The sequence below is a fragment of the Myxococcales bacterium genome, assembly GCA_016703425.1.
GTDB lineage: Bacteria > Myxococcota_A > Polyangia > Polyangiales > Polyangiaceae > JADJCA01.
In genome coordinates, this window is record JADJCA010000004.1 from 1 (window position 1) to 21,237 (window position 21,237).

The following is a 21,237-nucleotide window of genomic DNA, read 5'->3' on the forward strand; positions in this document are numbered from 1 at the left end:
GCAGCGAGCGCACGTGCCAGCTTTACGCGATGGGGCATATCGGCGAACCAAGCGACGACATGAGCGCGCGGTGTTAAGCGCCTTTGCCGAGGTGTTCGGGGCGCGACAACTGCAAAGTGGCTCCTGGTCGACACGATCTTGCCAGGGCCCACGAGCTGTTCTGGGTTGCAGCGCTGCAGGAAAATATGGCCGTGGGGCGGCGCGCCTTCACTCACGACGGAAGCGGGAGCGCCTTCGTACCCACTTGCTTGAAGGCAGCAGCGCAAGCTCGCCGCCATTCGCCGTTTCGGCAACGAAGGCGGGCGTCTCGGACGGTCGGCCTTCGGACGTTGTGCCTGCGCCCTTCGGCCTCCGGGGCTTGAGCGCGCTCGTCGTCGAAGGGGAGACGAAGCTCTCGCCTTTCCCGGAGTCGCGGGCGGGACACGGTTCGGGGCTGGCGTAATGGCCTTTCTATCCGGTGACGGGCAACCTTTGGCCGGATGAAGGCGCAGAGAAGAGCGCACCGCCGCCGATCGTGGTGGAGTTGGGGTGAGGCCTCTCTGCTTGGGCCACCGAGCCGGGGAGCTGCCGCCGGGGGCGCCGTTCACGACGAGCGATGGGCGTTCGCGCCCACGGCCCTCACCGAGAGGAAGAGATCTGCGGGAAACGACCCGCCGGGGTGCAAGGTCCCATTGACTTGCCAGGCCCGCTCCTCATCGCCGCCGCGAGCGAGCGCGCGGGGCTCTCCAGCCTGGCGCACCACGGACCCCGCCTCGTGGTGGTCGGCACGCACAGCGTGCTCTCCTCCAAGGGTGGAGGCGATCCGCTTGCTTACGGAGCCGCCGTTTCGCCGCGGGCGCCACTGCGTGGCTCACGGCCAACCCCTCGAGCTTGATGTCCCCTGAGCGCCCCACCGTCACCACGGTCCGTCCGCTTGACCTCTGAGTCCATCGCCGAGGTCCGCCGCTACGTCACCTTTCTCATCCCGCTGACGTTTGCGTTCCTTGGCGCACTTGTCACGTGGTCGCAGTCGGCGCGCCGCGCAACTCGAGGGGGGCCCTGCGTGAAGCTTCGTCAACACATCGGCCTCAGCGCCTTCGGTCACCAGCCTTCTGGCGAGCGCGGCGTTTGCGGCCTTCGATGCGCGGCGGGGCTCCAGCTGGCGTCCGCGTGGCGACGCCGAGCTACGAGCGTTCCCGATGTTGGAACGCGGGAAGCCCTCCGCTTCGAGTGGAACCGCGAGGCGCGACGCTTCGTTCTGGCGCGCGAGCGCGTGCAGGACGGGTTTTCGATGGCGTCGCCTGAGCGGGCCGCCGTGGACGCCGCTGCCGTCGAGCAACCGTTTGCGACGCTCGATGGCGACCGTCGCGCGCGAACCGAAAGACGACGTCCCAGAGCAAGCCGTTGGCGCGGGGGGCACGTTGACGTTCTTAGGGGCTCCGCCACAGAGGTTCGTTCTGGGACTCCCGCGCACCGGTCCCCGAGGGTGCTGCGTACCTCGCGCTCGACTGCCGCGCCGCCGTCGTCGTGCGGGCCGAGCTCGCGCTCGAACTGATGCGTTCGTTTGACGTGTAACGCGATTCGCTCGCTCGTCGCCGTTCCGCCGACTGTGATCGTTCAAGATGCGCATCGTCGGACTGGCGCGGCTTCCGTCGAGCGGACCTGGGACGGAGGGTTTCCGTTTGTCCGGCGCCGGCGGGTTGCGAGTGGGCCGCGAGCTGAGCGAAGGTTGGCTTCGCGCGGTGCCGGAGCTGCGTGCCTCGCGCTTCGTCGCGGAAGCCCTGAGGGCCACGGCGCCGTGGTTGTCGCTGGAGGTGAGCGGTCGCGACGGCAAAGAGGCGCGCGTCATCTTCGAGGAGCGTGGCCCGACGACGACCGCGAGGTCGTGGCATCGACGGACCGCGACGGAGCCCGATCATCGGCTGCGTGCCGAAGGTCATCGCGCAGGCCTTCGTCTCCCGCTGAAGCGACGCTACGCGACACCCGCGCCTTTCGCTGCGCATCGACGAGGTCGCCGAGGTGGTGGTGAGCGGTGAACCGGGTCTGTTCCCGGCGCGCGCCGGCGCCGGCTTCCGCGAACGGCGCCCTGAGTCCCGTGTCCCGACGCCGACGAGTCGGACGTCGCGGCGGCGTTCATCAAGGGCCTCTGGCAACAAGCGGCGAACTGGTGGCTGCGCCGCCGGCGGTCACGACTCCCGCGCAACCGAATTGCCATGGTGCGAGCGGGTGGCGATCAAGAGGAGGAGGCCGTGATGGTCGTCGACCACGACTGCTCGTCGTACGTTCACCGCCTCCGACGGCGCGTGGTCCGCATCACCGCGGCCGCCCGCCGGGCGCTCGCAGCGCCACCGGCCGGCATGCGCGTCAGTGCGCTCGCGCCGGAGAGTTATCGCGCCGCGGCCGTCAGCGCGTCGCGGTTCGCTGCGGGACCCTCGTTGAGACGATGGTGCGCGTCGACCAGGGCCTTCGTCTTCGAAGCTCCCAAGGCCTGGGCGCGTCGATGGCGCCCGCGTGATGCGCTCTTGCAAGCCATGGAGCGGGCTCGCGGGCACGCGGCATCGCTGCCCGCGGTCACCGGCAAGGCCCCCGCGTCTTCTTGCACGCACGTCGTTTCGTGGCGCACCGATGCGGGAGCCTTCGACTTCGTCCTTGAGCTCGCCGCCCCGCCGCACGAGGGCGACGCCGCGCCGGAGCGTTGTCGGCAAGGTGGACGCCGGCGCGATGACGCTGCCCTGGACCTGGCCACCCTCCTTGGTGCGTCGTTCGCCGAGGCTTCGGAGGCGACCGACGCGGCGTAGCTCGCTGAGAGGCTGCACTCGAGCTTGCCGCGATCCGGCTTCGGGTACTGCCGGCCCGTGAAGTCGATCGTCAAGTGGGCCGGCGGGAAGTCGCGGCTCTTGCCCGAGCTTCTGAAGAACGTGCCGAAGTCGATCGACACGTACGTCGAGCCGTTTGCTGGTGGTGCCGCGCTCTTCTTCGAGCTTGCGCGACGCACCCGCGACAAGGACGGCGCCGGTCAGTTTCGGCACGCACGGCTCGCGGACCGGAACGCGGAGCTTGTGACCTGTTACCGTGCCGTGCGCGACTCCGTCGAGGACGTCGTCGAGGCGCTCCAGCCGTATCGCTACGATCGGGGAGCTCTACTACGCGACGCGCGCCCAAGACCCCAAGGCGATGAGCGACGCCGCCCGGGCGGCGCGGCTCTTGTTCCTCAACCGGACTTGCTAACGGGCTCTGGCGCGTCAACTCGAAGGGGCAGTTCAACGTGCCCTTTGGTCGCCACACGAACCCCACCATCTTGGATGCGGAGCACCTGCGTGAGGCGTCGAAGCTTCTCGCGGGCGTCGAGATTCTCCTGCGGATTTCCGAGGCGACGGCCGGCGTAACACGCCGCGACTTCTTTACTTCGACCCGCCCTACGTGCCCGTGTCCAAGACCGCCGACTTCACCGCCTACTCAGCCGAAAAGTTTGGCCCCGACGAGCAACAGCGCTTGTCGGCCGAGCTCCGTGCCCTCAAAACGCGTGGTGTGCGTGCCCTGCTCTCGAACGCCGACACGAAGGAGACGCGCAGGCTCTGACGGCCTCCCATGCGCACCGTGCAGATGCGGAGGCACATCAATCGCGATCCGATGAAGCGCGGCGACGCCGCCGAGCTCATCGTCACGACCTGGTCCGAGAAGTCGAAGGTGCTCTCATCATGAACGCAGGACCGGAAGAGCAGCTCCTCGCGCGGCGCGTCAAGGCGGAGCTCAGAAAGCGCATGCGTGGCCTGCGCAAGACGGCGTCGCTCGCTGCGTGCGAGGAGCGTTCGCGAGAGATCCGTGAACGGCTCGCGTCGCTCGAGGTCGTGAAGGACGCGCAGCGCGTCGCGCTCTTCTGGCCCATCGAAGACAAGCACGAGGTCGACCTCCGACCCCTCGACACGACCCTCCGCGGCCGCGGTGTTCAGATTGCCTATCCGGCCATCGATCCCGATACCGGCGTCATGACGTTTCGCTTTGCGAGTCCCGACGAGTTGAGGAGGCCGGGTTCGGATTCTCCGAGCCCCGTCAGCGCGCCGGAAGCCGACGAGCTCGACCTGTCGTCGTGCCCGCGCTTGCCGTCGCGCCCACGGGCCATCGCCTCGGCTACGGCGCGGGCTACTACGATCGAACGCTCCCGCGGTTTCGGCCTCCGGCGACCGCCGTCGTCGTGGCCTTCGAGTATCAACTGCTGATGGAGGTGCCCGCTACGCCGACCGACGTGGCCTGCGACTACGTGGTCACCGACAAGCGAGTCCTCGCGGTGTCCGTCGAAACGGCGCGATGACCCGCGTCCGCCGAGCCGCGTCGCCGTTTCAGGACTTCTTTTGCTGGCAGCTGGGGCAGACGCCGTAGAGCTCGTGCTTGTGGGTGCGGAGCGCGTAGCCATAGCGGCGCGCGATGTCTTCTGGAGGCCTCGATCTTTGGCTCCTCGAACTCGGTGATGTCGCCGCATTCGACGCAAATGAGGTGGTCGTGGTGCGCTGAGTCGTCGGCGAGCTCGCAGCGGGTGAGGCCGTCTCCGAACTGGCGTTCGTGCGCGACGCCGCACTCGGCGAGCAGCTTGAGGGCAGTACACGGTGGCGTAGCCGACGCCCGGTTGTTCGGCCCGCACCTGCGCCAAGAGCTCCTCGATGGAGACGTGGTTGGGCGCACGAAAGAACGCTTCCACGATGGCACGTCTTTGGTCCGTGGAGCGCAGGCCCTGCTTGGCCAGTGCGCCATCAAGACCTCGCGGAAGTGATCGAGCACCGCCTCGCGATCGACGGGCGTTTCGTGGGCCGCCTTGCGCCCTTCGGTGGCCCGCGGGGCGCGCGGCGGATCGCTCGTGCTCTTGGATTTGCCGGTGACCATTGGCGAAGGACGAAGGGTAGAGCAAACGAGCCGCCCGTGTCGCCTCGATCGTCCTCCGCGCTACGATGCGGCCATGTTGCGGTCGGCCAGCCGTGCAGCGCCCTCTGGGGGGGGCGGGCTTGCCGTGCTCTTGGTTGTGGCGAGCCCGCGCCCGGCCGCCGCGGCGGATCGCGAGCTGACGTACGACCTCGGGCTCGATCTCACGGTCACCCTGGCGGCGGCCGGCGCCGTCGCCGTCTCCGAGCTCGGGAAGGATCGCCTGGGCCCCGGCGCGTGCCGGCTCTGCTCTCGTGACGGTGAGCGAGACACGTTGAACGCCATCGACCGCGAAGCTCGGCGCGCGCTCGTCTTCAAGCCTTCGGCTCAAGAGACGGCGCACGTGCTCAGCACGGTCTTGGCGGGAGCCCTGCCGGCGGCCGCGCTCGGGACCAACATCGCTGCCGCTCGCGCCGACGACACGGCCTCCAAAGCGCGAGTGGGCGCCGATGCCCTCGTGGTCTCGGAGGCGGTCGTGCTCGCTCGCGGTCAATCAGCTCACGAAGTTCGTCGTCGCGCGGGAGCGGCCGTATGCGCACTTCCGGAGTCCCGCCGAGCGCGCGCTGCTCGCGAAGGTCGACGACAACCTCTCGTTTTACTCGGGCACACGGCGCTAGCTTTTTCTTCCGTGGGTGCGAGCGCGGACGGTTCTCGCTATGCACGGCTCCAAGCTCGCCCCGCTGGTGCTCGGCGCGGGCCTGCCGCTCGCGGCGTTGACGGGGGCTGCGCATCGCCGCCGACCGGCACTACCTGAGCGACGTCCTCGTTGGTGCGGCGATGGGCGCCGCCATGGGCGTCTTCGTGCCCTACCTCTTTCATCGCCCGGGTACGGACGGCGGGCCTGCGAGCGCGCCCTCGTCCGCGCCGGGAAGCGCGCCCGCGACCTTTTCACTGGGGGGCGCGTTCTGAGCCCGATGCACCCGCGTGCCCGCAGTCGCACGAAACCCGAAGGCTCGGAGCTCAGGGGCGCTCGATGGGCAGGCCCTCAGCCTCCCACGCGAGAAAGCCGCCCTCGACGAACGCGACGGGGACGCCTTGCTCGGCCAGCCGCGCGGCAAGCTCCTTGGTCTTGTCGCCGGAGCGGCAATAGAGGACCGGCCGGTCCGCGATCATGTAGAGCTCCGCCAGCCGGGTCTCGAGCTCAGTGCCGTCCAGGTGTTTGGCGCCGGGAATGCGCGCGCGGCCGTACGCGCTCGCGTCACGCGTATCCACGGGGACGACGGCGCCGGCCTTCAGCAGCTCGGCGAGCTCGCGCGCCTTGATGGCGCCTTCCGCGCGCGGCAAGAACGGCTCGACCATGTCTTTGAGCTGCTTCTTGCGCAGGGCGCCGACCTGCGCGTCGACGATGCGGCCTTCGGCGAAGACCATGAACGTGGGCACCGATTGCACGCGAAGCTGCTGAGCAATGACCGGCGACTTGTCGACGTCGACCTTCACGACCTTGAGCTTGCCGCGGAGCTTCCGGCCAGGGCCTCGACCTCCGGCGCGATGGCCTTGCACGGCTGGCACCATTCGGCCGAAAACTCGATGAGAACGGCCGTCTGGCTGCGCAGGACTTCTTTCTCGAATTCCCGCTCGCTGACGTTGACGATGTCCGAATTGCTCGCGCCGCCGCCCGCCGGAGGCCGTCCTGCGTTTCCACCGATGATCATGGGGCTGGCAACATAAGGACCAGGTTGCCGGGTGTCCACCTCTGGCGGCCTCTGGCGCCTCTGGCGGCCTCTGGCGGGGAGGGGGCGAGGGCGGGGAGGATTCCTCACTCGAACCCGAATGCCGTTTGGACGTCAGGCGTTGCCTACGGCCACAGGCCTCGCTTCACGCGACGGCCGCGATGCGAGGCGAGGGAGGAGAGCCGGTGGATTTTATTCCGAGCTGGGAGCTGCGGGCCTTTCTGGCGAGCACGTCCGCCATGGTCGTGGGCGGCGTCTACGCCTGCAGGGTCAAGGATCGCGGCGTCCGGGAGTCGGTTTGCACCGCAGCGCTCGCAGTGTTTCCGTCTTCGTCTGGGCCTTGCTCCGAGACGTTCTCATGCCAAGTGCCCGCCACCTCCGGCAGGAGCCGCCCTGCCGCCCTCTGGTACTTGTGGATGTTGCTCGGCGGCATAGCGCTTCTGTCGATTCTCATCGACCGCGCCCCCGTGCTCGCGCGAAACGCGCTGCTGCCTTTCGTGTTCATCGCGTTTGTTGGCGCGTGGGGTATCGGCTGCGCGGAGGGCTGCGACGCCGCGGCCGGCATTTGACCGCGTCGACGCGACGCGCCCTCACTTCTGCGGCGCTTCCGAGGCGAGCCTCGGATCGAGCAGGTCGCGCAGCGCTTCCGCCACCACGTTGATGGAAACGAGGCACGAGAACAAGAGCACGCCGGGAAGGATCAAGAGCCACGGCGAGCCGCCGGTGCGGCTCACGTCGCTGAGCATCGCGCCCCAGGACGGCGTGCCCTCGGGGACGCCGACGCAAAACGAGAGCGACGCTTCCACGAGCACCACGGACCCTGAGGGCAAACGTCACGGCCACGAGCACCGGACCCTTGACGTTGGGCGCCACGTGCAGCGTCAAGATGCGGAGCGGTGATGCGCCGAGGGCACGGGCCGCCGTGACGTAGTCGCGCGACACGACGCTGAGCATCTCGGCGCGGACCACGCGGGCGATCCGGCCAGCGGATAAGGCCGATGACGGCGAGCATCGTGAGCAGCGTGGGCTTGGGCAACATCGCCTGAATCGCCAAGACGAGCACCAGCGGCGGAAAGGCCGTGAGCGTCTCGATGAGCCGTGTGAGCACGCCATCGACGATGCCGCCAAAGAAGCCCGCGGCGGCGCCGAAGAGCGTGCCGATGAAGACGAAAGCGAGGGCGCAGGCGAGCGCCAACGTGATCCGTCGTGCGCGTCGCGTAGACGGCCCGCGCGAGACGTCGCGTCCCTTGGCGTCGGTGCCGAGAAGATGGCCAGCTCCTCCTTCGGCCCGCGTCTCCGCGCCGTAGCGGACCGGCGGGAAGACCATCGTGTCGGCGGCCGTCCGCGACCGCTCGAGGGTTGGCAATTCTGGTTCGCGAGCTCCGGCGGCCGCGTGACGGCGGGGAGGACGAAGGTCTTGCCGCCGATGCGAGCAAAGAGCGGCAGGTCGGCCGCCAGGAGCTCGGCGAATACCGACACGAAGATCAGCGACGCGAGGAACACCAGCGCCGCGAACGCCGCTGGCTTGCGGCGCAGCTGGTCGAGGCACGCCGCACCGAGCTCGCGCGCGGGCAGCACGTATGCCGGACGCGTCGTGGAGCGACACGCGCTCGCGGGTGCCGGCGGTCGTCATGCAGCCCTCCCGCGGCGGCGGAGCAGCTCACGGACGCGAGGATCGATGATGCCGGCCGCCAGATCGCTGGCGATGAGACCCACGGAGCAAATAACCGCGCTTAGCATCGTGACGGCCACGAGCCACGCGTGGTCGCTCGCTTCGACGGCGCGCACCGACTCGAAGCCGAGGCCTCGAAGGCCGAAGACTTCTTCAACGACGAACGCCGCTCCGAAGAGTTGGGGCAAGAGCACGCCGGCCAGCGACAAGGTCGGCGCGATGGCGTTGGGCAACACGTGGAGGAAGAGCAGGCGAAGGCCCCCGGCGCCGCGCGCGCGCGCCGCTCGCACGTATTCGAGACTCAAGACCTCGAGGAGCGCGGCCCGCTGGTAGCGGGCCGTGAGCGCCGTGACGGGAGCGGCGAGCGCGAGCACTGGCAAGACGAGCCTTCCCGAGGTCTTGGGGGCAAAGTTCGAGAGGAGCTGCGCGAGCCAGAAGGTCGGCGCCGAGTAGAGAACGAAGAGGCCGATGGCGAGGCCGTGGTCGATGGTGCGTCCCCGTTGCGTGGCCGACACCAGCGCGACGGGAACGGCCAGCGCCAGCGCCAGCGCCAGTGCCATCGCAGCGAGGCCCACCGTGATCGGTGAGCGCGTGATGAGCTTCTCGAGGATCGGCTTTCCGTCACGGACGCTGAGCCCAAGCGGCCCGTCAGCGTCTTGCCGAGCCAGCGGCCGTAGCGCGTCTCGGTGATCGTGGCGGCGACGCGCGACGCGCCCTCGAGCGGCTCGAAATAGGTGTGACTCTCGAACCAGAAGCTTCTCCCCACTCGTTCGCGATGTCGCGTGCGGTCGTGCGGGCGGTCTCCTCGTCGGGAAGCGCGCCTTCGGACGGCCCGCCGCGCGAGCGAGCTGATTGACGACGAGGCGCTGCTCCGCGGTCGTTGTCGCCGTGCGCAGCGCGGCCACGAGCAGCGGCACCACGAAGGTGTCGAGCTCCACGAGATCATGCTCGCGCGCGGGCGTGGGCTCGCGAAGGTAGCGATCGACGACGCGCGCGCGCGGCGGGCTCGCGAAAGTCGAGGCTCCGCTCCTCCCAAAGCGGGTCCAGAAGGTCGCCGCGCGCGCCGGATCGCGGAGCACCTCGGCCTCCCCGAGCCCCATCCTCCGGCCGCCGGCGCGAGCGCCACGGCGACGAGCCCGCGTTCGTCGGGCCTCAGGTTGTCGAGCTTTGGCAAGATGTAGGGGAAGGCCGCGCCGCCCAACTTTCCGAGCTCGTAGGCCGCGAGCGGCGCCTCCGCATCCTTGGCGATCACGTGCTTGACGGCCGCGTCGGCGCGCGAACGGACGTCGTCGGGCGTGACGTCAAAAAATCGCGGCAGGTCCGCGGAGCGCGCTCGGCGGTTCTCCGTAAACGCGTCGTAGGCCGCCGGATCGCTCGCGAGGAGCGCCATGCGCGCCGCGAGCGTGCCTGGCCCGACGTCGGGAATGAGCGTCGAGATAAGGAACACGACCAGGCTGATCCCGATGAGCGCCGGATGGCCCAGAGTATTCGCCGGAGCGCGTAGCGAAGCACGGCCCGCGATTATGGGCTCGAACGCCCGCCACGGGCACGAAAAGCACGGCGCGCGACACCGGGAGCGCCGCTTGCGGGGGTTCTTGCGATCGGCGCCGCGAAAGCGAAGGTGGCAGACGATGAGCCTACCCACTGATCTCCTGGCCAAGGCCCGCGCGTGGGCCGATGCCGATCCCGACGTTGAAAGCCGCGCCGAGCTCGAAGCGCTGATCGCGGAGGCCAACGAGGCAGAGCTCGCCGACCGCTTCGCCATGCGGCTCGGAGTTCGGCACGGCAGGCCCTTCGCGGCGTCATCGGCGCCGGCCCGAATCGCATGAACCGCGCCGTGGTCATCATGACGTCCTACGGCCTCGGCCAGTGGCTCAAGGCGCGCATGACGCCGGAGGCGCTCGCGAACGGCGTCGTCGTGGGCCACGACGCGCGCCGCATGAGCCGCGCCTTTGCCGAAGACACAGCGGCGGTGCTCGCGGCGATGGGCATCCGAGCGCACCTCTTCGACACCTGCCAACCGACGCCGCTCGTAGCCTTCGCCGCGGCCGAGTTCGGCGCCGCCGCCGCCGTCGTCGTCACGGCCAGCCACAACCCGCCCGAATACAACGGCTACAAGCTCTACGGTCCCACGGCGTCCCAGATCGTGTCGCCCATCGATCAAGAGGTCGAGTCGCTCATCGAGAAGGCGCCCGCACCGAACGCCATCGCGCGGATGGACCTCGGCGAGGCGCGCCGTCTAGGCCTCGTTCGCAACGTGCCCAGCGCCGTCGAACGCGCGTACCTCGACAGGGTTCGTGAGCTCGCTCCCGGGACGTCCCCCCGGGACTTCTCCATCGTCTACACGCCGCTCCACGGCGTCGGCGGCGCGCTCACCACGAAGGCCCTCGCGGAAGCGGGCTTCGCGCGGGTCTTTCCCGTCGCCGAGCAGATGACGCCGGATGGCCGCTTCCCGACCGTCGCGTTCCCCAACCCCGAGGAGAAAGGCGCCATGGACCTGGCCCTCGCCCTCGCGAAACAGGAGAGCGCCGAGCTTGTCCTCGCCAACGACCCCGACGCCGACCGGCTCGCGGTGGCGGTGCGTGGGGGAGATGGCGAATACGTGCAGCTTACCGGTAATCAGGTGGGCGTCCTGCTCGGGCACCACCTGCTCACCCGGGCCAAGGCGGCGGGCCTTCCCATGGGCGCGCAGCTCGTCATCACGACGGTGGTGTCGACGCCGATGTTGTCCGTGATGGCGGCGCGCTTCGGCGCCCGTTACGACGAGACGTTGACGGGCTTCAAGTGGATCGCGGCGCGGGCGCTGGCGCTCGCTGCGTCGGACCAAACGCGCTTCGTCTTCGGCTTTGAGGAAGCCCTTGGGTACACGGTCGGTACCCTCGTGCGAGACAAGGACGGTGTCGCGGCGGCGACGGTCTTCGCCGACATGGTGGCCGAGCTTCGCGCACACGGGCGCTCCGTTTTGGACCAACTCGACGCGCTCGCCCGGGAATACGGGCTGTTTGCGAGCGAGCAGGTCAACGTCACGAAGAAGGGCGCCGATGGCGCCGCGGCCATCAAGGCCATCATGACCGGCCTGCGGAAGAAGGCACCCTCGCGACTCGGGCCCTTCGGGGTGACCGCGCTCCGCGACTACGAGGCGAAGACGCGCACCGACCAGAGCTCTGGCACCGTGACGCCCCTCACGCTGCCGGCCTCCAACGTCCTCACCTTCGAGCTCGAAGGTGGAAGTCGCGTCATTGCGCGCCCCAGCGGCACGAAGCCGAAGATCAAGTTCTACTTCGATGTCTGCGAAGCGGTCCGCCCCGGTGAGGCCATCGACGCGGCGCGAAGCCGCGCCAAGGCGACGCTCACGGCCGTGCGCGACGACTTCATCCGCGCCGTCTCGTAGCTCAGGAGCGGCTCAGGCGCGCTAGTCAGCGCTCCACCGCAGCCACGCGTCCTTCGTCCAATCGCCAGTCCCGTCGCGCACGGCGCCGGCGTAGGCGGCCGTCGCTTCGAAGAACGCGTCGGCGGGCGGCGCATCCCCGGTGAGCTGCGTCGGCGGCGCAAAGCTCGGACCGGTCGGGGGAGAAGCACGCGAAGCCCGGATCAGTCTCGACGTTCTTGCGCGCCGCGTCGGAGAAGAACGTCCGTTCGTTGAAGCCCTGATCGTCGTCGAAGAGCGGACTCTGGGGATCGGTCGAGTTCTCGTCGGTGGCGACGTTGTCCGCGGTGTTGCCGTTGAAGACGGAGCTCTTGAGCTCGAAGGGCGCGCCTTGGGCACCCATGACGTCCATGCCCACGGCAAAGCCGCGCACGATCACGTTCGAGAGAGCCGGCGCGGCGTTGTTGCGCAACATGAGCCCGCGGCCCTGATTCGCCTGATCGGCGCCGCAGAGGGTGACGTTCGACGCGACGAGCTTCGCGTTGTCGACGAGGAGCCCGTGGTGGCCGCCTCCTTGCGTCGGGGTACGCTGTCCCACGAGAAACTGCGCTCGCCCTTGGTAGCCGGCGTTGAGCTCGAACATCTCGTCGGCCGGGTATTGGCAGACAAGGTGCTTGAGGTCGACGCGGCCGCCGTTGATGGTGAAGCAGTTATCGGTGGTCTTTCGCACCTGGACGCCGTCCACCAGGGTGCCGCTGCCGACGCCAAGGAGCGAGAGGCCCTGCGCCGCGTATTCCACGCGAACGTATTGAAGTGAGCCCGACGAGTCGGCCTCGACGTCGCCGCCGTAGTCGACTCCATTGACGTTTCCGGCCGGCGGCGCTTTGCCGAGGACGGCGACACCTTTCCACTGTCCCGGGCCGGGCGTTGCCGCCGCGCTCGTGAAGATCACCGCCTGCTCGCGGTTGCCCGTCACCACCAGCTTCGCGCCCTGCGCGATAACGAGCGCCGCGTCTTGTTCCGCCTTGATCACCGTGCCGGCTTTGATCGTCAACGTGGCACCGGCTTGGACCGTCACCGTGCCGCGAAGGAGGCTCGTCGTGTTGCAGTCGAGCGTGACGTCGGTGGTGATGTCCGTGGCGGCTGCAGCAACGCCGCCGGCGAGCGCCGTCTCAGGCCTCGACGCTAGCGCCGGGCACGTCTCCACGACGACCGGCGGCGGCGTGCCGGGGGGCGTCGTGGCTTCGGCCGGGCCGGCGGCGCCGACGCCCGCTGGTGCGGCAGGCGCGATAGAGCCTTCGCGCGCCAACCCCGGCGCTTCGCACATGCCCGAGGTGTTGCAGACGGTGCCGGCGAACCTCCCGCAGTCCTCGTCGGTCTTGCACTGTGCAGGCTCTTCGAAGAGCGCCGAGCACGCTGCCAAGAGGCCCGCCGCCGCGAACAAGAACGCGCGCCCGGCCGGGGTCGCGGGGGCGCTCATTGGAACGTCCCCTCGCGCGCCCACGAACGACGGCGCCATGAAGAGCCCGAGCGTCGGCGCCGGCTTGGTGCCCGGGCTTGCGTCTGCCTTCGCCTCACCGCGACCCGAGAGGAGCGTGATGGTCACGACGGAGATGGCGCCCACGCCGAGAGCCACCGACACGCCCGCGAGGAGCGTCGCCTTGCCTTGCGCGCTCTCGAGCTCGTCGCGTGTCGTGCCGAGCGTGTCCTTCTTGGACTCGAAGTCGGAGATCGCCGCCGACGCCAAGACGGCGGTCGCCGCCGAGCCGAGGGCCAGCGCGCCGGCCGCCACGAAGCCGACACGCTTCCGCGAGCCACCACTAGCGGCGAGCGAGGGCGCTTCCTTTTGGGGAGCCGCCGCGGCCGCGGGCGCCTCAGCCTTCTCCGGCTTCTCCGGCGCGAAGGGGTCCAGCTCCTTCCAGATGGGGCGTCGGTCGAGGGCGGCTCCTGCGGCGTCTCCTTCGCCGCTTCCTTCGCAGGCTCTTTGGCGGGCGCTTCCCTGGCGCCCTTCTTCGACGATGCGGTCGTGGGCGCGGTTGCTGGGCCGGCGGTGGCGACCGACGCTGGCGCCGCACCTTCGAGCTCGACGGTGACCGATTGCTCTTCCTTCACGGAGACGGTCGCCTTCGCGCTGCTGCCCTCGAGCGCGAGGACGTGCTTGCCGGGCATCACGGGCACCGGCTCGGGCAGCGGCGTGACGCCGACGAAGGTTCCGTCGACGAGCACGCGCGCGCCCTTCGCTTTGGCGCGAACCACAATGGAGCCGACCTCGACGGAGAGGTCTTGAATCTTCATCACCGCTTCCGCGCGCTCTTTGGTGGGCGCGCTCGCGCCGGCGAGCCTCAGGTAGTCCTGGTAGGCGCGCATCGCCCCGCGGGCTCTTCCTGCTTTGTTTTGATTTGAGCCGCCAAGAGGGCGAGGGCCGCCGATGAGGGGTCGGCGTCGCGGGCCTTTTGAACCTTCTCCGCCGCCGCCTCGAGGTCGCCCTTCTTCAACGCGCCGCGAATCTCCGCTTCGACCCGCACCTCGGGTCGGGCCCGCGCCTCGGGGGAAGGGGGCGCCGCGTAGCCGACAGCCGGAAGCACGCCCCATGCGGCGAGGAGCAGGACCCGAAGGGGGGGCCGAGGAGGCCGAGTCATGCCTGCCCGCGAGCAACACGAGTGCCAGGGGAAATACTGGAAAATCAAGTCGGCAGCGCCGGTCCGTACCGTCCACCAAGCATCGTCTGTTGTGGCGGCAGCCGCTCAAATGCGGCGATGGACTGGCGATCCTTCAGGGGCCAGGGGTGCCGATGTGGGCCTGACGCGGGGGTCCCTTGCCGGGGTCCTTCGCAGGGCCCGCCCGTGCCTGTTCCATCGGGGCCGTGGAAATGGCACGACTCGCTCTCGAACCATGGCCGATCCCAGCCGCGACCAAGAGCTGCCGCCCGTCTACGTCATTGAGTCGATCCCCGTCGGAGGGGCGCACGAGGTGACCCCTGACGAGTGCGCGAAAGAGAAGATCCCCACGCCGGCGCACCTCCGCGTCTACAAGGAGTTCGGCCGCGGCGGCATGGGACACGTGCATCCTGCGACGGATCGCAACCTGCTCCGTCACGTGGCGCTCAAGCGCCTCGACAAGGGCCTCGTCAGCGAGCGCTTCTACGTCGAGGGCTTCATCGCCGAGGCGCAGATCGCAGGCCAACTCGAGCATCCGAACATCGTCCCGGTGCACGAGCTCGCCGTCGACAACGGCGTGCCCTACTTCACGATGAAGCTCGTGCAAGGGTCCAGCCTCGACGGTTGGTACAAGAAACATCCCGTCGGCTCGCCGGAGCGCATGACGAAGGGTCTCGGAGATCTTCCTCCGGCTCTGCGACGCCGTCGCCTACGCGCACCACCGCGGGGTCATCCACCGCGACTTGAAGCCCGCCAACCTCATGGTTGGCGAGTTCGGTCAGGTCTACCTGATGGACTGGGGCCTCTCGCGGCTCACGCGCACGCAGCCGGCGTCGGGCAAAAACTCCCAGATGAACGCGCCCGGCGCCGTCGGCACGCCGGACTACATGGCGCCCGAGCAGGCCAAGGGCGACCCGACCATCATGGACGAGCGCTGCGACATCTTCGGCCTCGGAGCGATGCTCTACGAGCTGGTGAGCGGCAAGCGTCCCTACGGCGATCACCCCGACGGTCGCGTCATCTTGGAGCGCGCGCTCAAGGGCGAAATTCGCGCCATCGACGACGTCGCCCAGAAGGTCGGCATCTCGCGACGCATGCGCGCCATCATCCAGAAGGCGACGGCCATCAACCCGAAAGAGCGCTACCAGACCGTCGCGGAGCTTCAGCGCGACGTCCACGACTTCTTGCTCGGCGGCCTCCACTTGCCGCGCAAGTTGTTCGAGCCTGGCACCGTCATCATGTGCGAAGGCGATCCCGGCGACGCCGCGTACATGATCGTCAGCGGTCGGTGCCGTGCGTACCGCACCGTCGACGGTCAGGAAGAGACGCTCAGCGTGATGGAGCCCGGCGAGGTCTTCGGCGAAATGGCACTGCTCCTCGAAGAGCCGCGCGCCGCCTCCGTTGTGGCCATGGACCGCGTCGTGGTGCTCGTCTTGGACAAGGCGACCATGAACGAGGGGCTCGGGCTCGAAGGCTGGAGCGGCGCCCTCGTTCGCGCGCTCGCCCAGCGCTTCCGCAACCTCGAGCAACACGTCCGCGTGTCGGGGCTCCGCCGAAACTCGGGGCCCGCCGAGTCAGAGCGCTGATCAGCCCCCTCTCTTAACCTTGGTCGTCGGAGGGGCGAGCTTCGCCCAAGCCAAACGCCTCCTCGGTGGCGCGCTCCTCGACGGCACGCAAAAACTCACTGGCGCCGATGCGAGCATCGGTCTCGGGCGCGTTCGCCCACGTTTCGTCAAACCCATGGCTGTCCATGTTGCAAGGCTAGTCGCCCCGTGCGTCGACGCTGTGACAACGGAGCAAAGAGACCGCGACGCGGTTCGGCGGCCGTTGGGTCGTCGCTGCCCGTCGGGGTTCCGCGGGCTTTCGGCCTCGACGCCTCAAGGGGTGTCGCGGAGCGCGTAGACAATGCCCAAGGCGCTCGGACGGCTCCACGTGGCCATCAGTGTGCGGTTCGGGCCCAGCGCGATCAGATCTTGCGCGGGGAGCCAACTCCCGGTCGACCATGAGGTCCACAGGGGCGCTCCCGATGCGCTGAAAGCCACGCCGCCGCCGTAGATGTTGCTCGCAGCGTCGAGGACGATGGCGCCGCCCTCCAAGGGACCGTGGCCTCGAAGACGAGCGTGCCGGTCTTGCTGTACTTGGAAATGGAGCTCTGTTGGTTCGCGGGCTTCGACGTGTCGGTGCTGGTGAACACGACCGAATCGTCGGCGCCGATGGCGACGCCGAAAGGGGAGGTCTGTGCATGCCGTGGAGACCTTGGTTGATGTTCCGTCTTGCCGAAGCACGCTTAGCCACCCGAACGATCCCAGTTGTGGAAGGGGTCGGGCGTGACGGCCCACACGGTGCCGCCGGGCGCGACGCCCCAAAGCTGCAAGGGCGCCGCGTGGGACACGAGGGCGCCGGAGGCGCGTAGCGATCGACCCAGAAGTCCCGATCGCCGCTGCCTGGCGCGATGTGCTTGGAATCGGACTTCAGCCAGCCTCCGCCCGGCACGTCTCGCGGCGTGACGGCGAGAAGAGCGCAGTCGCGTTCGAGAGCGCCTTCGTGGTCGGCGCGTAGCGCTTCGCGGACGCGACGCCACCGACGACCGCGCTTTCGTCTTCGAGCTCCGCTGGGGCGCCGAAGTGCACCGAGCCATCTGCCAGCGGCGTCACCTTCCTAGGGAGTCGGTCGGAGCCTACCTCCTCCGAGAAGAGGACGCTTCGGGCGCCGTTGTTCGGAGCGAACCGGACGAACGAATGAACCACGACGGCGCCTCTCACCGTGGGTCGCCGACCTTGCTCGTAGGCGTAGAGTGCGTCGTCCCCACCGATGGCGATATCGACAAGCCTACCCCCGGCGAGCTGCCACCAACGGGTCGTGCCGTCGGCGGCGATCGCGGTCAAGAAAGACTCCTGCGTCGCATAGGTCGTCCCGCAGCGTCGACCACGAGCTGGTCGACCGGGAGCTGTTTCAGCAACTCGACCTTCCACGCGATCTTCGGCGAAGTCGGACCGGTCGCGGTGGAACGCCCCTGCCGATCTCGGCATCCGCCCGCCATGGGCCAGGGGTGCTTGACGCAAGGGTCGGTGGCGTTGCTGCTCGGCGGTACCGGGGGCACCGGCGGCGGCGACGAAGCGGCGGCGAGTGAAATCTCGAACGAGGTGGGGGCCGACTGCTTCTCGCGGAAGGCGATCGTGTGCGAGCCCGTCTTGGTGAGCGTGAAGGAGATGCGCGCGTCTTTCGTTGTGCCGTCGGCGTCGTCGTTGGACGCGAGCGTCTTCTTGAAGTCCGGCCCGATGAGCCACGCTCGGGCGTCCTTGGAAGAACGCACCCAGATCGTGACGGCGTCGCCGACGTTGCCATTGAAGCGAACTGTTCGATAACGTCGTGTCGGGGTCGAGGTGATCGTCGTCGTGTTGCCGTATGCCAGCGATGTGACGACGTCGGAAAAGGCGAGGTCCATCAGTTTCGATTCGGCCGTGTCGCTTTCGTCGGCGTGCTCGCCCGAGCCGCATGCGTTGAGCGACAATCCAAAGGCGGCGACCACAAGCAGAAACGCGCGCGACATGAGCTCTCCTCTGCTGCTCGGAGAAAGCCGCTCAGACGCGCGGCGGGCTCGAGCAGGGCTGCGATTGGACGGCACCATGACCCGCCCAATTCGATCAGCCAGAGGAGTTAACAGCGAGCGCGGTCTTATTCGTCTTCGACGAAGGCCCGCAGCCGCTCGAGGGTCGCGTCCCAGTGTTCGGAGATGCGAGCGAGGTAGCCGCGCGCCTCGGCGAGCCTTCGCGGCTCGACCTCGAAGACGTTCTCGCGGCCCTCGCGTCGACCTCGAAGCAGGCCCGCCGCGGAGAGCACGCGCAGGTGTTTCGTCATGGCCTGACGCGTGAGGTGCGAGCCCTCCGTCAGCTTGGCGATCGAAAGCGGGCCCTCTTCCGTCAGGCGAGCCACGACGCGGAGGCGCGTCTCGTCGCCGAGCGCTGCGAAGACCGGTACAACCGCGCCTGGCGGTGCCCGCTGCGCGCTTGATGCGCGGCTGTTGTGGCGAACACTAGACGCCATGCGCGAGATACTTCTCGATGAGCTTCGACTGGTGAGCCCAGCCGCCGTCGTTGGCGTGGAAGGCCGCGGCGCGACGCGCCAGCGGAACGCCGTGGAAGCCCGTCTCGGTGATCGTGAGCCGCGTACCTCCCCTTCCGGCGGAGCTCGAACGTCACGAGCGTCGTGGGCTCGCTTGAGTAGTCGACGGCCGCGTCGATGGCGAAGGGGTGCCATCGAAACGAGAAGAGCCGCTCTGGCTCGATGCGGTCGACGGTGATGTCGAAGGGCTTTCCCGCATGCGGCTCCTGGAGCTTCGCGACCTCGGCGTCGACGGTCGTCGGGACGATGCGTCCGCGCATCGGCGCTCCCGCCACGAAGGGGCCATCAAAGACCACGCCGAACCAGGCGCCGAAGGCGCTCGCGTCGCTGACGGCGCGCCAAACGCGCGACGGCGGCGCGCGAAGGAAGATGCTCTTCTCGATGCGATCGGGGACGTCGTCCATGGGCAACCTCTTGGTTGCGTATGGAGGAGCGCCGACGGGGTGGAAGCGCAACCAAAGGGTTGCGTAAATGTCATCCACCGTTGCGGTCGAAGAGGCGAGAGCCCCAGTCGCGGCAGCGCGTTTCCGACTGCAACCGCGTCGCAGGCGAGCCGTAGCGCGGAGCCGATAGTGCGTGAGCCGGCGTCAAAGTGCGAGGTTTCTACTACCTAGGTAGTAGACGGGCATGTGCGCCTCATGGTCGCCCCCGAGCTCGCACGCTTCGCGGAACATCCTGGCTTTCGCACACCAGATCTTCATACGAGCCTCGTACGAGTGACCCGACCGTGGCTCTTGTGTGCCCTAACGTGCGCCGCTTGCGCTGATCGCGGATCGGTCGACGGTGGCGCTGATCCCAGTGCTACGGTCGACGCGGCCGCCGATGCAGGCCGCGATCGCGATCCCGGTCGCGACGCGCAGAGTGCGGACGGAACAAGGCCGGCCAGTCCCGACGTCGATGCTGCCGCTCGTGGGGCAACGCCCTGTGAGCCGGGCGCCGAGCGAGTTTGCTACGAAGGTCCGGCAGGAACCTCCTCCTGGGGTCGCTGCCGCTCCGGGACGCAGCGGTGCGACGCGGCTGGCACTGGATTTGGTGAATGCTCGGGTCAAGTGCTTCCGGTGTTGGAGCGATGCGACACGGTCGACGACGACGACTGCAATGGACTTGTCAACGAGGCGTCGGCGGGGTGTCGTTGTGCACCGGGCGTGGAGGCGCAATGTTACCCCGGCCCGGCCGGCACCGTCGACCTCGGTCCCTGCCGGGCAGGCGTGATGACGTGTTTGCCCGACGGTTCCGGCTTTGGTGAGTGTCGAGGGGCCGTCGTCCCGCAGCCGGATGAGTGCGATAGCGATCTCGACCTCGACTGCGATGGGCGCGTTCACGACGCGGAGGATGGCTGCTGCACGCCAGGCCAGGCGTTCCCTTGCAAGGCCGGACCGCCAGGCCTCAGCTACTACCAAAGCGCGTGCAGCTTGGGGTGGGAGATCTGCTTGTCCGATGCGAAGACGCGCTCGTCGTGTGAGGGGTACCACGGGCCAGAGGTGGAAGACTGTGGCGATCTCATCGACAACGATTGCGACGGCGACGTCGATGAGGAGGGGCCCTCCTGCGTCTGTACGCCTCGGAGCATCGCAGCTTGCTATAGCGGGCCGCCCGGAACTGAAGGGGTAGGGGCCTGCGCGGCGGGGACCGCAACCTGTCAGCCCGACGGGATGTCGATGTTATGCGAGCACGACGTGCGCCCGGCCGACCTCGAGAACTGCGCGACGCGCGAGGACGAGGACTGTGACGGCGCGTCCGCTGCGACGTGTTTTGCGCCAGGGTCCACGTTCATTCGCTCGGGCACCGGGCAGCCAGATGTCGTCTTTCATCCCGACGGTGCGACCAGCCTTTTCGCATCCTCGTCGGACACCCGAAGGACTCTCCTTGGACTTCCGGGCCCGGCCGTGGAGCAGGTACTCGTGGAGCAGGCGGGCTACGCTTGGACGCTGGTCCCGCGCGGGACACAAGCACGCGACGGAACGCTCGTCCTGCATCGGTGCGACTACGATGTGATCGTTGCTGGCACCGCAATAAACTGCTGGAGCAACCCTGGCTATCTGGCGATCCGCTATGACACGAACGGGCAACCCCTGTGGATCAGAAAGGTCACCGGGGCCGAGGTGTCCTTCGAGGATGCCGTTGCCCTGCCGGGTGGCGACATTCTGATCGCGGCCCTGTACTGGTCGACAACTGCGTTCGTGGATGTGGTTCTTCCAAAGCCGGCGGCGAGCTCTGCGGTCGGCATCATGCGCGTCAACGCCGGTACTGGACTGGTGACCCAGGTCCTGGCCCGCGACGCCCTTTCACCTGTGGGCGACCTCTCCGTCGATGCATCGTCCACCGGAACACTGGGGGCTGCGTGGACCGTCTATACCGATGCGACGCAGGCCGAGCGCCAATTGCATGTCATCACGTTCGACGGACAGGGGACCATCGCGGAGCGTGACCTCGCCGGCGGTTCGCATGGCGCGACCATACGCTTCGGTCCTGGACCTGATCTCTGGCTTCAGGCAGCGCTGGTCGCCAATGCCTTCGATGGCGTTGGTGTCGGGGGGGACGCCGTCCTCGCCCCGCTACTCGTCGTTGCTCGAGCGACGCTGGGTGCGCCCCCTCCTTCAGCGAGGCGCCCTCGCGGTCCTCGGCGATGGGCGCGCAGCGTTGCTCTCTCAATTCGTTAGCTACGGCCACTGGCCAAAGGGCCGTGCGGCGGACGCCGCCACGCTCGCCGTGTTCACTCCGGAAGGGGAACCCTTCGCCGCGCTTCCGGTTCGCGGGGTTCTCCATTCGAATCCGGTGCCGCGTCTCGTCGTGTCGCCGCTGGGGCGACTCTTGCTCATCGCGTCCAGTTACGCGGCCCTCACCATTGGGGACGACGCT

At 68.5% G+C, this 21,237-nt stretch carries 17 protein-coding genes and 6 pseudogenes; 11 read left to right on the forward strand and 12 right to left on the reverse strand.

Annotated features, from left to right (window positions below):
• Positions 1-2,228: 2,228 nt before the first annotated feature.
• The 4 genes and pseudogenes from IPG50_11560 to IPG50_11575 all read left to right on the forward strand — a co-directional run bounded on the left by IPG50_11560 (position 2,229) and on the right by IPG50_11575 (position 4,288).
• Positions 2,229-2,777, forward strand: a complete 549-nt coding sequence (locus IPG50_11560) for a hypothetical protein (GenBank protein MBK6692828.1) — start codon at positions 2,229-2,231, stop codon at positions 2,775-2,777.
• A 57-nt stretch (positions 2,778-2,834) separates the two neighbouring features.
• Positions 2,835-3,365: a DNA adenine methylase gene (locus tag IPG50_11565; GenBank protein MBK6692829.1), complete on the forward strand. Its 531-nt coding sequence runs from the start codon at positions 2,835-2,837 to the stop codon at positions 3,363-3,365.
• 40 nt (positions 3,366-3,405) lie between these two features.
• Complete coding sequence (locus IPG50_11570) at positions 3,406-3,558, forward strand: hypothetical protein (protein MBK6692830.1); 153 nt, start codon at positions 3,406-3,408, stop codon at positions 3,556-3,558.
• Between the two features lie 119 nt (positions 3,559-3,677).
• A pseudogene (locus IPG50_11575) lies at positions 3,678-4,288 on the forward strand (5-formyltetrahydrofolate cyclo-ligase).
• A gap of 28 nt (positions 4,289-4,316) precedes the next feature.
• Here the strand turns inward: IPG50_11575 and IPG50_11580 are convergent.
• Positions 4,317-4,717: pseudogene (locus IPG50_11580) on the reverse strand (transcriptional repressor).
• A gap of 622 nt (positions 4,718-5,339) precedes the next feature.
• Between IPG50_11580 and IPG50_11585 the strand changes: the two are divergent.
• Positions 5,340-5,507 carry a hypothetical protein gene (locus tag IPG50_11585; protein MBK6692831.1) on the forward strand — a complete coding sequence of 56 codons (168 nt, stop codon included), beginning with the start codon at positions 5,340-5,342 and terminating at the stop codon, positions 5,505-5,507.
• A 343-nt stretch (positions 5,508-5,850) separates the two neighbouring features.
• Here the strand turns inward: IPG50_11585 and trxA are convergent.
• Positions 5,851-6,542, reverse strand: a pseudogene (gene trxA / locus IPG50_11590) (thioredoxin).
• Positions 6,543-6,745: 203 nt separating this feature from the next.
• Between trxA and IPG50_11595 the strand changes: the two are divergent.
• Positions 6,746-7,129 carry a hypothetical protein gene (locus IPG50_11595; protein MBK6692832.1) on the forward strand — a complete coding sequence of 128 codons (384 nt, stop codon included), beginning with the start codon at positions 6,746-6,748 and terminating at the stop codon, positions 7,127-7,129.
• On the opposite strand, the gene IPG50_11600 is transcribed toward IPG50_11595, so the two are convergent.
• Together IPG50_11600 and IPG50_11605 are read right to left on the reverse strand one after the other, a co-directional pair.
• The gene (locus IPG50_11600) at positions 7,062-7,529 is read right to left on the reverse strand and encodes an ABC transporter permease subunit (GenBank protein ID MBK6692833.1); all 468 of its coding nucleotides are present in this window, start codon (positions 7,527-7,529) and stop codon (positions 7,062-7,064) included. The genes IPG50_11595 and IPG50_11600 overlap by 68 nt on opposite strands.
• Before the next feature lie 660 nt (positions 7,530-8,189).
• A complete protein-coding gene (locus tag IPG50_11605; GenBank protein ID MBK6692834.1) occupies positions 8,190-9,332 on the reverse strand; it encodes an ABC transporter permease in 1,143 nt (380 codons plus the stop codon).
• A 531-nt stretch (positions 9,333-9,863) separates the two neighbouring features.
• On the opposite strand from IPG50_11605, the pseudogene IPG50_11610 reads away from it, so the two are divergent.
• Positions 9,864-11,623: pseudogene (locus IPG50_11610) on the forward strand (phospho-sugar mutase).
• 1,578 nt (positions 11,624-13,201) lie between these two features.
• On the opposite strand, the gene IPG50_11615 reads toward IPG50_11610, so the two are convergent.
• Together IPG50_11615 and IPG50_11620 are read right to left on the reverse strand one after the other, a co-directional pair.
• Positions 13,202-13,966, reverse strand: a complete 765-nt coding sequence (locus IPG50_11615; GenBank protein MBK6692835.1) for a PEGA domain-containing protein — start codon at positions 13,964-13,966, stop codon at positions 13,202-13,204.
• Positions 13,942-14,238, reverse strand: a complete 297-nt coding sequence (locus IPG50_11620; GenBank protein MBK6692836.1) for a hypothetical protein — start codon at positions 14,236-14,238, stop codon at positions 13,942-13,944. Before IPG50_11620 ends, IPG50_11615 begins: the two co-directional genes overlap by 25 nt.
• Here IPG50_11620 and IPG50_11625 point away from each other — a divergent pair.
• Positions 14,237-14,902 (forward strand): annotated as a pseudogene (locus tag IPG50_11625) (protein kinase). The gene IPG50_11620 and the pseudogene IPG50_11625 sit on opposite strands and share 2 nt — an antisense overlap.
• 97 nt (positions 14,903-14,999) lie before the next feature.
• Positions 15,000-15,842: a cyclic nucleotide-binding domain-containing protein gene (locus tag IPG50_11630; protein MBK6692837.1), complete on the forward strand. Its 843-nt coding sequence runs from the start codon at positions 15,000-15,002 to the stop codon at positions 15,840-15,842.
• A 13-nt stretch (positions 15,843-15,855) separates the two neighbouring features.
• Here IPG50_11630 and IPG50_11635 read toward each other — a convergent pair whose 3' ends face one another.
• Together IPG50_11635 and IPG50_11640 are read right to left on the reverse strand one after the other, a co-directional pair.
• Positions 15,856-16,008, reverse strand: a complete 153-nt coding sequence (locus tag IPG50_11635) for a hypothetical protein (protein ID MBK6692838.1) — start codon at positions 16,006-16,008, stop codon at positions 15,856-15,858.
• 125 nt (positions 16,009-16,133) lie between these two features.
• On the reverse strand, positions 16,134-16,352 hold the full coding sequence (locus IPG50_11640; GenBank protein ID MBK6692839.1) for a hypothetical protein: 219 nt from the start codon (positions 16,350-16,352) through the stop codon (positions 16,134-16,136).
• A gap of 6 nt (positions 16,353-16,358) precedes the next feature.
• Here IPG50_11640 and IPG50_11645 point away from each other — a divergent pair, with 6 nt between their 5' ends.
• On the forward strand, positions 16,359-16,520 hold the full coding sequence (locus IPG50_11645; protein MBK6692840.1) for a hypothetical protein: 162 nt from the start codon (positions 16,359-16,361) through the stop codon (positions 16,518-16,520).
• A gap of 207 nt (positions 16,521-16,727) precedes the next feature.
• On the opposite strand, the gene IPG50_11650 is transcribed toward IPG50_11645, so the two are convergent.
• The 4 genes and pseudogenes from IPG50_11650 to IPG50_11665 form a co-directional block, all read right to left on the reverse strand.
• Complete coding sequence (locus IPG50_11650; GenBank protein ID MBK6692841.1) at positions 16,728-17,141, reverse strand: hypothetical protein; 414 nt, start codon at positions 17,139-17,141, stop codon at positions 16,728-16,730.
• Positions 17,138-17,806, reverse strand: coding sequence for a hypothetical protein (locus IPG50_11655; GenBank protein ID MBK6692842.1), 669 nt, complete (start codon positions 17,804-17,806; stop codon positions 17,138-17,140). Before IPG50_11655 ends, IPG50_11650 begins: the two co-directional genes overlap by 4 nt.
• A gap of 125 nt (positions 17,807-17,931) precedes the next feature.
• Positions 17,932-18,300: a helix-turn-helix transcriptional regulator gene (locus IPG50_11660; GenBank protein MBK6692843.1), complete on the reverse strand. Its 369-nt coding sequence runs from the start codon at positions 18,298-18,300 to the stop codon at positions 17,932-17,934.
• A pseudogene (locus IPG50_11665) lies at positions 18,290-18,782 on the reverse strand (SRPBCC family protein). The gene IPG50_11660 and the pseudogene IPG50_11665 overlap by 11 nt, the downstream one beginning before the upstream one ends.
• Before the next feature lie 1,272 nt (positions 18,783-20,054).
• Between IPG50_11665 and IPG50_11670 the strand changes: the two are divergent.
• Positions 20,055-21,038, forward strand: a complete 984-nt coding sequence (locus IPG50_11670; GenBank protein ID MBK6692844.1) for a hypothetical protein — start codon at positions 20,055-20,057, stop codon at positions 21,036-21,038.
• Positions 21,039-21,237 lie beyond the last annotated feature (199 nt).

Excerpts from the sequence above, each read along its gene's own strand:
- IPG50_11585 (MBK6692831.1), top strand. The coding sequence starts at position 5,340 with ATGCCCTCGTGGTCTCGGAGGCGGTCGTGCTCGCTCGCGGTCAATCAG.
- IPG50_11605 (MBK6692834.1), bottom strand. The coding sequence starts at position 9,332 with ATGGGGCTCGGGGAGGCCGAGGTGCTCCGCGATCCGGCGCGCGCGGCG.
- IPG50_11615 (MBK6692835.1), bottom strand. The coding sequence starts at position 13,966 with ATGCGCGCCTACCAGGACTACCTGAGGCTCGCCGGCGCGAGCGCGCCC.
- IPG50_11620 (MBK6692836.1), bottom strand. The coding sequence starts at position 14,238 with ATGACTCGGCCTCCTCGGCCCCCCCTTCGGGTCCTGCTCCTCGCCGCA.
- IPG50_11635 (MBK6692838.1), bottom strand. The coding sequence starts at position 16,008 with ATGGACAGCCATGGGTTTGACGAAACGTGGGCGAACGCGCCCGAGACC.
- IPG50_11655 (MBK6692842.1), bottom strand. The coding sequence starts at position 17,806 with ATGTCGCGCGCGTTTCTGCTTGTGGTCGCCGCCTTTGGATTGTCGCTC.
- IPG50_11660 (MBK6692843.1), bottom strand. The coding sequence starts at position 18,300 with ATGGCGTCTAGTGTTCGCCACAACAGCCGCGCATCAAGCGCGCAGCGG.